1 protein-coding gene is annotated in these 590 nt (G+C 37.3%); it reads left to right on the forward strand.

What is annotated here, in order from left to right:
- Positions 1–18 precede the first annotated feature (18 nt).
- Positions 19–590: IS4 family transposase (locus KSW37_RS15730; RefSeq protein ID WP_254368707.1), on the forward strand; the 572-nt coding region annotated here is incomplete at its 3' end.

Consider the following 590-nt stretch of genomic DNA (forward strand, 5'->3'; position numbering starts at 1 on the left):
AAAGACCAATTCCTAGTAATGAGCTATGCTCAATTAACAGGTCGTGATAGTCTTCGAGATATAGAAAACTGCCTTACGGCACTCTCCAGCAAACTTTACCATTGTGGTATTAGTTATGCTGTACCACGTAATACTCTAGCAAAAGCTAACGAGAAGCGAGATTGGCATATCTATAAAGATTTTGCAGACGTTCTTTTGAAAAAAGTACGTCCTCTTTATGTCAAAGACAAGTTCAGATTAGACCTAGACAACATGGTATATGCTTTTGATAGCAGTACTATAAGTCTGTGTCTCAAATTATGTCCTTGGGCAAAGTATCGCAAAAACAAAGGTGGCATCAAAATGCACACATTAGTCGATTTGCGAGGAAATCTTCCAGTCTCAGTTTATTTGACTTCTGCATCGGTTAATGATGTAAAAGCTCTTGATGATCTCTACATAGAACCTTCTGCTATCTATTTGATGGACAGAGGATATGTAGATTTCAACAGACTCTTCAAGTTGATAACTAAGAAGAATGCATTCTTTGTTACTAGGGCAAAAGATAACATGCTTTTTGAAGTTGTATCAGAAGCCGAAGTTGACAAGAG

Source organism: Segatella copri, assembly GCF_019127135.1.
Classification (GTDB): Bacteria; Bacteroidota; Bacteroidia; order Bacteroidales; family Bacteroidaceae; genus Prevotella.